Source organism: Dolichospermum sp. UHCC 0260 (genome assembly GCF_009711985.1).
Lineage (GTDB): Bacteria > Cyanobacteriota > Cyanobacteriia > Cyanobacteriales > Nostocaceae > Dolichospermum > Dolichospermum lemmermannii.
Genome location: NZ_VIKZ01000001.1, coordinates 111,538 through 121,248, shown reverse-complemented (window position 1 = coordinate 121,248; position 9,711 = coordinate 111,538). Strand labels below are relative to the sequence as shown.

The window sequence follows — 9,711 nt, the reverse complement described above, 5'->3', positions numbered from 1 at the left end:
CAAACAACCTCTAAGCATTATCCAGTGTATCGGGATTAACGCCTAAATCACGCAACAGTTGTCCTAGTTGTTCAACTTTTCTTTTTGCTTCTATTGTTTCTTGTTCAGCAAGAATAACTCTTTCATTAGCAGCAATAGCTTCTTGTTCAGCAAGAATAACTCTTTCATTAGCAGCAATAGCTTCTTCTGTTGGTTCAGGAATTAATTCTCCTGTTAGTGTGAACCACCTTAACCATAACTTGGGAATATCTCGAAATGTCCCTTGCCATAGTCCTAAACTTAAACCTAATTCTGGCATTGGTAAGCGTCCCTCAGTCATATTAATAGGTTCATAATGACCACCTACTAACTGAAATGCGCGGACTTCATTGGTGTAGCGACTAAAAACAATATAGTAAGGAATTCTTAAAATTCTTTGATAAACTTCCCATTTTGTGGGAGGTTTACCTATCTTACTTTCCCTATTACCTAAATCTTCATCTTCTGTACCAGGAGATAATAATTCTACAACTACAAAAGGGTTTGCTGGTTCTTGCCAAGTGACATAACTTAAACGTAAATCTTGACCATTATATAATTTTGGGACTCCTACTACACCAAACCAATCTGGGCGTTTATACCATAAAGGATTTTGCAGATCATAATAAAGATTCAGATCAGCCGCACTATAAACAATTTCTGGATTCCAGTTTATGGGTTGAAATGTTAAATATAAAAGTAAAGGTTGTAAAAAATGAAAGTCGTCTGGCAAGCCTTTTTCCTCTGGGTTTTCGCTAGGTAAATCATACATTGTCGGTAAAGTTTCCCAAGGGGGAAGGGGTGGTTCAGTTTGAGAAATGATGGAAGAAGTCATAAATATGTTAGGTTGGTAATTGGTAATGGGGAAATATATTTCCCCGTCCCCAGTTTTTACTTCCCGTGATGCGCTCCACTGTACCATTTTAATAAGACTTTGGCTAGTTTTTGGGGGTCATGGCGAACAGCACCATATTCATCTTCAAATAAAATATTAGCAGGAACTATTCGCCGTCCTAATTGGGTGACAGATTCTCGGTCTAAAAAGACTGGATGGGCATTTTGTTGGGCATAACGGATAAGTGCTTGGGCTGAGGGTGTTTTTTTATGAACTAATACAGCATCGAATAACCTTCTATTGCCACAAGCATCATCTATGGCTTGAATATGTTCAGCAACGCTATATCCATCAGTTTCTCCTGGTTGGGTCATGATATTGCAGATATAAATGCGGGGTACATTGGTAGCGGCGATCGCATCGGCAATTTCTCCAACTAACAAATTAGGAATTAAGCTTGTATAAAGACTACCCGGACCAATAATAATGTAATCAGCTTCTTGAATGGCTTTAATTGCCGCGGGAACTGCCGGTGGATTTTCAGGAATACAACCAATTTTGACAATTTTTCCCGCAGCTTTGGGAATATTCGACTCACCCTCAATGCGGCGGCCATCTGTCAATTCTGCCCAGAGACGGACATCACTGAGGGTAGCAGGTAAAACTTGTCCTCTCACCGCCAATACTTTAGAACTGGCAGCGATCGCTTGCACCAAATCCCCAGTAATATCAGTCATGGCTGTTAAAAACAAATTACCAAAACTGTGACCTGTTAAGCCATCTCCAGCCCGAAAGCGATATTGAAATAATTCCGTCAGTAATTTTTCTTCATCAGCTAGTGCTGCTAAACAATTGCGGATATCTCCAGGTGGTAAAACGCCAAATTCTTCGCGCAGTCTACCAGAAGAACCGCCATCATCTGCTACGGTGACAATAGCAGTAATATTAGCACTATAAGTTTTTAAGCCTCTGAGTAACGTTGAAAGTCCAGTTCCACCACCAACAACTACAATTTTTGGACCCCGGTATAAGCGACGATGTGCCAAAAGGACATCTATTAATTCCTCTTCATTCACTCCAGGTCTGAGGACTTCTGTAATTGAACCGACAGTGCGGGATTGTCCCCACAGCACCAACAGGACACCACAAAGAAGGAGTAATGGACCACTAATATAGTTGGGCAAAATATTCGCAAGGAGTCCCAAAAGACCTTTTAGCAACTCTAGTATCCAAAAAATGGGGGTTAATTTTACCCAAATAGCCAACCCCAAACTGGCTAAGACAACACCCCCAACAGTGATAAGTAACCAGCGTTTCACCGCTAATCCAGGGGATAACCATTTGAACCATTGGTTAACCCGGTGGGAAGTGCGACTGTGAGACTCTAGTTGTAGCGAATTAATGGCTTGTTTCAAAAAACCGATGAACATACTTAATAAGGAAAGTTGGTAAAAACAATATTTAACAGAAACTTAACATCACCTGCTTTCAATACTGAAAAAACCATAAGTTTGATTTAATCCTTTATATTTCAGGGAGGATAGGGAATCAATAGTTGGGGAAAATACCTATCTTACTTTTGCGGCGTTGTGTTTTACCAATTTAATAAAAGTGAATTTGATGAAAAAGCGAATTTTAGGAATAGATCCAGGACTGGCAACTGTGGGATTTGGGGCAATTAATTGGCAACAAAGTCAAAATAAAGGACAAGAGACAACGGTAGAGATGGTAGATTTTGGCGTAATTCGCACAAATGCTGATGTGGAAATGACTCAGCGACTATGTATTTTATTTGATGATTTACACAGCGTGATGGAGGACTTACAGCCAGATTTGGTGGCAATTGAAAAGTTATTTTTTTATCGGATGGCAAATACCATTGTTGTAGCACAAGCCAGGGGTGTACTGATGTTAGTTTTAGGACAGCGTAAGCTTCCTTATGTAGAATTTGCACCTCCCCAAATTAAGCAAGCTTTAACGAATTATGGTAAAGCAGATAAAGCAGAAGTGCAAGAGGCTGTGATGCGGGAATTGGATTTAGATGAAATTCCTCGACCTGATGATGCGGCAGATGCTTTAGCGGTAGCACTAACAGCTTCGTTTCAGTTGTGATTCGTATAAAAATAGAATAGTTGGTTAAACTGAGTCTGTCGCCCATGTCCTCCACTGAAATTTCAAAGGGTTCAGCGATCGCTACCACCGGAAACATGATACTCTACCCCTACACACGGGTTGATAAAATCGCAGCTTGTATTCAAGTCAGTTCAAAATATATCAACATAATATTATTGTTACCGGACAACTGGTAATGTAAGAAGCAAGTAATTGCGCTCTCAAAATACCAGTGTTTTGAAATAGCATATAGCGGTTATCGGTCAGATGCAATACAATTTAAGGCGAGGTTTCCCCGCCCTACAGGTTTTGCAATTTAATCACTGTATCTCATTCAAGTGCATACCGCTATATTATTTAGCTACTATGTAACCTATTTTCCATACATATAATTTCATGCCTTTTTCCGATTTCACTAATCCTTATAAAAATCCGGCTGACGTAAGTAGTGAGACGGAATTAATTACACAATATTATTGCGTAAGCGTTGCGTGGCGTTAGCCATATGGAACGAAGTGAAATGAAGCAATCGCAAGGGTTGTGATTGCTTCCCTTCGCTTGCAATGACTGTAAATATTTTTGTCCAATTACTTACCATTACCAGAAAAGTATCGCCAGCATATAAATTTAAAGAAATTATTTAAAGCTGATGGTTCTTATGTGCGTCCAGCAGAAGACCCTGTGACGATTTTGGTAAAACTGCTGCATTAATTGGCTGGTGCTGGCATCATTAACGAGCCACAGGGAAGCAATCACCGCTTTAGCCCCATTGGTGAGAAAATAGAAGCTAATGCCAGACATTTCTATTCCATCGGCATCTACCCCACCTAAAGCCGTTTCACACGCAGAAAGCACAACTAAATGGGTATCTTTCATATAGTTTTGTAGAGTTTGAATCTGCTCAACGGTTAATTTGTCACCAGTTCCAGAAAGCAGAAAAGAGTTTTCAGGACGACCAGATTCAAATTTGCCGTGAGTGGCAATATGTAACACCCTATTACCAGAAAGATTATCTCGCAAAGTCCGAAAAATGAAGGCTTCATCGAGAAATTCTGAACCAGGAAAAATGCCCGTGTTCTCTTTCCCGGATTGTTGCACGATGTTAGCCAATTCTATCGGCACATTCGACAAAGCATTGAACCCCGGAAAGGCTTTAGAAACACCCATTGCCAAAACTTTAATATCTTGCTTCTTGCTGGGTAAACGGTCTTTAACATCTGTTAAACCCGCATTGAGAATTGTAGATATTCCATAGCGTTCAATCAAATATTGTTTACCATCAAACAGTGCAGCCATTGGGATGTAGCGGGTGGAACGGTCAAGAGAAAAGACCAAATTCCGCACATTTTTATCCTTGATTTCCCCTTCTAGAGGTTTAATCAACCAGTTATAGAGTTCTTGACTGGTGGCTTTTAATTCTTTCTCTCCATTGGGGTTAGATAGTTGGGTTCTGAACTGGGAAACCTTGTTCCATAGTTGTTGTTGGTTAACAGGTGTTTCAAAGGTGCGGAAAACTACGCCTTTTTCCCCTGCCCTAGTTGCCAGTAGAATCCTGATTTTATCTTTTAAAACTAGGGGATAAACCAGAATTGTGTCGGGTTCAGCAGTCACGATTTTGGCAGCAGTATTGCGGACTTGTTCCGGTTCCAGGAGTGCGGGGTCTTTGGCTAATCGCTCTTGGAGAGTTTTCCGAAAAGTATTAGTATCTTGATTAAATTGTTGAGTTAATGTATCGAGTTGGTCGCGCAGTTGGCTGAGGCTGTTACATTTTTGCTGCTCACATTCATAAAGCTTTAACCCAAAGACGATGAGAGTACCATATTTGTTGAGGATATCTTCTTCAATGCGGGACAAGGCAATACCAGCGGTTTCACCACCGGCTCTAGCATTGCGGGTAAAATCACGTAATTCTTGGATTTTTAATAGTTCTAGAACTTGTTGAGCTTCTAGTACCCGTCCTTGGGAAATCAGCAAATCAGCGAGACTGCGATATGTATCTGCTACAGTTTGGGTGTAGGATTCTTGTTGGTCACGGGGTAAAGTTTGCAAATCTTTGCGAATAGCTTCCGTGAGGTTAACAGATTTTTTATAAAAGATAATGGCTAATTTTGGCTTCTTTAGCTCCTGAAATAGAGAACCAATGTTACTGAGAGTGACTTTTTCTGTGGAATATTTTTTATCTCCAACTGCACGAGCAATCAATAAACTCTGCTGGAGAGAGTTTAATCCTTTAGTATTACCAGTAAGAGCAAGGATGCTACCCTGTGTAGCTAAAGCTTCTAATTCACCTTGTCTATCTCCGATTTCTCTTGCAAGTTTTAAACTCTGCTGTAGATATTCAAACGCCTTTATATAATCTCCTATTGCAGCATAGACCTTGCCAAAATTTATTATTATTTGCTGTCGCTGCTTCTGATTGCCGTGTATATTAGAAATGTCCAGGCTTTGCTCAAAAGATTGAATTGCTTTTGCATAGTCTCCTAGATCGGCATAAATATTTCCGATATCTATCTGTAATCGTATCTGTAAACTTAAAGATTCATAAAATGTAATAGGGTTTGACCGTGACAAGAAATCACTTAAATGTTGAGATATAGATAAAGATTTTTCATAGAAATACACAGCTTTGGTGTATTGCCCTAATTGTTTATAAAGCAAACCAATTTTACTGAGGGTTTCTACTTCACTAAAACTCTCTTGACCTTGAACAATTGTTAGAACCTGCTGATAGAACTCAATTGCCTTTGGGTACTGCCCCAATTGATTGTAAGCATTGCCTAGATTATTCAGGGAATTGGTTTCCCCTTTGCGGTCTTTAAGTTGTTGATAAATCACTAATGCCTGTTGCCAAGACTGAATTGCATCTTTATATTGGCTACGTTGAAATTGCTGATTTCCTTGCTCTAATAGCTTGTCTGCTTCTGTTTTCTGGTCTTGACTCGTCTGTGCTTGGGCGGTGGTAGAGAGGAGATAACTGGGAATGGGCAACAGAGAGGGAATCAGCGTCAGCAGCAGAGGCGACGTGAGCCAGCTAATTAGTCTAAGTCGCAAGGACATTATATTATATTTAATATTGAGGTAATTACTTGAAATTTTGCTTTCAGTATATCGTAAATATTAAGTAGCTTGAGTTGAAGCACTGTGGCGGATTAAAATTGTAAATGTAGCTTGACAAGGCATTAGAGGATTGATATCCATGACACTCAAAGAGTTAGAACAACAACTTCTTGCCCTTAAACCTAATGAAAAAGTCCAGATTATACAGTTACTTGCTCAAAGTCTTGGTAGCAATTGGCAAGGAATTGAGAAAACCCCTAGAGTCTGTGGTGGAGAAGCTTGCATTGCTAATACTCGTATTCCTGTCTGGGTACTAGTTGAAGCTCGACAACTTGGATATAGTGATGTTGACCTTTTAACCAGCTATCCCACCATTTCAGCTACGGATTTAGCTCATGCTTGGGTATATGCAGAAGCTCATGCTGATGAAATCGAATTGGTAATTGAGCGTAATGAGGCAGCATAGTCAATGGCACGTTTTTATGCAGATGAGCAGTTTCCTTTTCCAGTTGTGGAATTATTACGCAGTTTGGGGCATGATGTTTTGACAGTTCAAGAAGCAGGAAATGCAGATCAACGCATACCTGACGATGAAGTATTAGCATTTGCCATCAGTCAAGAACGGGCAATATTAACTATTAATAAATATGATTTTATCCGTTTACATCGTCGTGATGATGACCACTTTGGAATTGTTGTTTGTAGCAATAATCGTAACTGGGAACAATTTGCAGCAAGAATCAATGACGCTGTAACAGCAGAAACATCATTGCGAAAAAAACTAATTCGTGTGGTACGTCCAGTCACTTAAAAAACTAAAGATTTACCATAAAGATTCTACTTTTCTTAACTGCACAGTATCGAAACTATGCCTATCATAAAGCGTCGTCATTTTCTCCAATCTATCGGTGCATCCCTCACCATTCTGGGTGTAAATCAATTTGCCATTCATCAAGCTTCTCTTAATTATGGCCAGGTTTTAGCACAGGATACCCGCCGTAAACGCGCCTTACTTGTTGGTATCAACAGCTATCCAGGAATTAATGCCCAAGACTTAAAAACTCAAGGATTATGGTATAAGTTGCGGGGTGCGGTGAATGATGTAGAACTTCAGAGAGAATTGTTGATACATCGGTTTGGATTTAATTCAGATGATATTTTGGTATTGACTGACAAAGAAGCAACACGCCAAAATATTCTAGAGCAATTTAATAAACATTTGATTAAATGGGTAAAATTCCCTGATGATGTGGTTGTCTTTCACTATTCAGGACATGGCTCAAATGTGATTGATCCTTATAAGATATTCCCAGAAGATAGACTGAATGGAACTATCGTTCCTGTTGATGCAGATTTACCTCTGGGTTATCCAAATAAAGGTGGAGAAGTCAATGATATTACAGCAGGTACTATATTTTTATTGCGAGAAGCATTGGGACGAAAAACTAAAAATGTGACTTTCATTCTCGATAGTTGTTACTCTGGTGCTGGAGTGCGGGGGAATTTAATTATTAGGTCACGTCCTGGTTATGCAGAACTGTTAAAACTGCGAGGGGACACCCCAAATATAAAACTCAAATCAATTCAAGAAGAATTAGATTATCAGCAACATTGGCTGACTGATTTAAAATTATCTAAAGAAGAATGGATTGAAAGACGCAAAAAAAATATTGTTAATGGTGCTGCTATTTTCGCGGCTGGACGTAATCAACAAGCGGCTGATGCTAGTTTTGCTAAAGATGTGAATGCAGGTGTGTTTACATATTCCTTAACTCGTCAATTGTGGCAACAAACGAGTAATCAAGGAATGGGTAAAGTTGTGATAGCTGCGGCTGGGAAAACTGAGCAGTTTTTACAAAGTATGGCAAATTCTCGCCGTCAAAATCCAGGTTTGGAAGTAAAAACAGGTAGTAAAGATGAACAACAGCCGATGTATTTTTCTTCCATGCAGAAATTAGCCGCAGAAGCTGTGATTACGGAAGTTAAAGGAAATGCTGTTAAGTTACTTTTAACTGGTGCAGAACCACAAGTTTTAGAAGCTTTAGGTAAAGGCGCAATTTTTAATATTGTTGATAATCACGGACAACGCCAAGGAACTGTAAAAATTGAGTCGCGTTCTAGCCTAAATGCCACCGGATTACTGCAAACTAAGTCAGGTGTCAAAATTTCTCCTGGAGCGGTGTTGCAAGAACAAATTCGGGCAATTCCAAATGATTTAAAATTACGGATTGGTTTAGATAAATCAGTGGATACAGAAGCAGCAAAACAGGCTTTACAATCAATTCCCCGCGTTGAAGTAGTACCGTTGTTAGAGCAGGAATTACATTATATTTTGGGACGAATGTTGCCTAGTTATCATCAAGATTTGGAAACCAGAAAATTTGCAGATTTACCAGATGTAAATAGTGTAGGTTTATTCTCAGTTGGATTTGAACTAATTCCTGGTTCATTTGGGGTGAAAGATGAAACTATTAATGATGCCGTAAATCGCCTCCAGACGAAGTTTAAACTATTGCTGGCGGCTCGATTGATGAAAATGACTCTGAATACCAATTCATCTCGGTTAAACGTGGCAGCTAGGTTGACGGTTGCTGATAATCGGGCTTTGTTGGCAGAGTCTTTTACTGTGCGTGGGGGTAAAATTTCATCTGCAAAAAATCTGCAAATTATAAATTATCAAAACAGTTCTCTGGCTGAAATCGAAATTAACAAATATGTGCAAATCTCTGTTAAAAATCGAGAAAATCGTGATTTGCATATTGGCATATTAATCTTTAGTCCTGATGGGGATATTGATATTTTATTTCCTGTGAGTGATGGTAAAAATGCTGCACTTGTTTTGGCAGGGCAGACAATTCAAATCCCCAAGGAAGGAAAGCTGTCTTTTGGTAAACCTTTGGGGATTGTAGAGGTGTTGATTGTGGCGAGTACAGCACCAATTGAGAAAGCATTGAAACCATTACAGACATTGGTAATGGAACAAAGAAGTGAAAAAAGAAGTGGTAGTCAGGTAGCTGAAAAAGCAGAAGAAGCAATAGCTAGTTTATTAGATGACCTGGCTGGGGGGAAACGCGGTGAAAGGAAACCGGGTATTCGTCTGTTTGATACTCAACAGATGGCGGCTTTATCAATTACATTTGAAATTGTTGACCAAAAAGCAACTTGAAAGTTATAACAAAGGCAAAATCCTAAGTAATTACCCTATTATTAACTTTTATGACCTTGCGACTTAGACTAATTAGTTGGCTCACGTCGCCTCTGCTGCTGACGTTGATTCCCTCTCTGTTACCCATTCCCAGTTATCTCCTCTCTACCACCGCCCAAGCACAGACGAGTCAAGACCGCAAAACAGAAGCAGACAAGCTATTAGAGCAAGGGATTCAGCAAGCGCAACGTAGTCAATATAAAGACGCAATCCAGTCTTGGCAACAGGCGTTAATAATTTATCAAAAACTGAAAGATCGCAATGGGGAAGCCACATCCCTGAATAATCTAGGCATTGCTTACTATTACCTGGGGCAATACCTAAAGGCAATTGAGTTCTATCAGCAGTCTTTGGCTATTTCTCGAGAAATCGGCGATTCTCCAGAAGAGAGGCTTCGCCAACGCTATGGGGAAGCCAGTTCCCTGGGTAATCTAGGCAGTGCTTACTCTTCCCTGGGGCAATACCCAAAGGCAATTGAGTTCTT

The 9,711-nt window shown here is 39.8% G+C and carries 8 protein-coding genes; 5 read left to right on the top strand and 3 right to left on the bottom strand.

The genetic code is table 11. The features are described 5' to 3' along the window. Positions 1-10: 10 nt before the first annotated feature. The gene (locus tag FJR08_RS00590) at positions 11-853 is read right to left on the bottom strand and encodes a Uma2 family endonuclease (protein WP_168631856.1); all 843 of its coding nucleotides are present in this window, start codon (positions 851-853) and stop codon (positions 11-13) included. Positions 854-909: 56 nt separating this feature from the next. Beyond that, positions 910-2,283 carry a gluconeogenesis factor YvcK family protein gene (gene yvcK, locus FJR08_RS00585; protein WP_168631817.1) on the bottom strand — a complete coding sequence of 458 codons (1,374 nt, stop codon included), beginning with the start codon at positions 2,281-2,283 and terminating at the stop codon, positions 910-912. A 190-nt stretch (positions 2,284-2,473) separates the two neighbouring features. Between yvcK and ruvC the strand changes: the two genes are divergently transcribed. Next, positions 2,474-2,965 (top strand): crossover junction endodeoxyribonuclease RuvC, encoded by a 492-nt coding sequence (gene ruvC / locus FJR08_RS00580; RefSeq protein WP_015078083.1) that lies wholly within the window; start codon positions 2,474-2,476, stop codon positions 2,963-2,965. 636 nt (positions 2,966-3,601) lie between these two features. Here ruvC and FJR08_RS00575 read toward each other — a convergent pair. After that, positions 3,602-6,022, bottom strand: coding sequence for a CHAT domain-containing protein (locus FJR08_RS00575; RefSeq protein ID WP_168631816.1), 2,421 nt, complete (start codon positions 6,020-6,022; stop codon positions 3,602-3,604). Between the two features lie 139 nt (positions 6,023-6,161). Here FJR08_RS00575 and FJR08_RS00570 point away from each other — a divergent pair, with 139 nt between their 5' ends. The 4 genes from FJR08_RS00570 to FJR08_RS00555 all read left to right on the top strand — a co-directional run. After that, the gene (locus FJR08_RS00570) at positions 6,162-6,488 is read left to right on the top strand and encodes a DUF433 domain-containing protein (RefSeq protein WP_039204417.1); all 327 of its coding nucleotides are present in this window, start codon (positions 6,162-6,164) and stop codon (positions 6,486-6,488) included. A gap of 3 nt (positions 6,489-6,491) precedes the next feature. Then, positions 6,492-6,833, top strand: a complete 342-nt coding sequence (locus FJR08_RS00565) for a DUF5615 family PIN-like protein (RefSeq protein WP_027401121.1) — start codon at positions 6,492-6,494, stop codon at positions 6,831-6,833. Between the two features lie 57 nt (positions 6,834-6,890). Then, positions 6,891-9,188 (top strand): caspase family protein, encoded by a 2,298-nt coding sequence (locus FJR08_RS00560; protein ID WP_168631815.1) that lies wholly within the window; start codon positions 6,891-6,893, stop codon positions 9,186-9,188. 50 nt (positions 9,189-9,238) lie between these two features. Continuing rightward, the coding region (locus tag FJR08_RS00555; protein ID WP_168631814.1) for a tetratricopeptide repeat protein at positions 9,239-9,711 on the top strand (473 nt) is incomplete at its 3' end.

What these genes read in the sequence shown, in the direction of transcription:
- FJR08_RS00590 (WP_168631856.1), bottom strand. Translation starts at nt 853, where the DNA reads ATGACTTCTTCCATCATTTCTCAAACTGAACCACCCCTTCCCCCTTGG.
- ruvC (WP_015078083.1), top strand. Translation starts at nt 2,474, where the DNA reads ATGAAAAAGCGAATTTTAGGAATAGATCCAGGACTGGCAACTGTGGGA.
- FJR08_RS00560 (WP_168631815.1), top strand. Translation starts at nt 6,891, where the DNA reads ATGCCTATCATAAAGCGTCGTCATTTTCTCCAATCTATCGGTGCATCC.
- FJR08_RS00565 (WP_027401121.1), top strand. Translation starts at nt 6,492, where the DNA reads ATGGCACGTTTTTATGCAGATGAGCAGTTTCCTTTTCCAGTTGTGGAA.
- FJR08_RS00570 (WP_039204417.1), top strand. Translation starts at nt 6,162, where the DNA reads ATGACACTCAAAGAGTTAGAACAACAACTTCTTGCCCTTAAACCTAAT.
- FJR08_RS00575 (WP_168631816.1), bottom strand. Translation starts at nt 6,022, where the DNA reads ATGTCCTTGCGACTTAGACTAATTAGCTGGCTCACGTCGCCTCTGCTG.
- yvcK (WP_168631817.1), bottom strand. Translation starts at nt 2,283, where the DNA reads ATGTTCATCGGTTTTTTGAAACAAGCCATTAATTCGCTACAACTAGAG.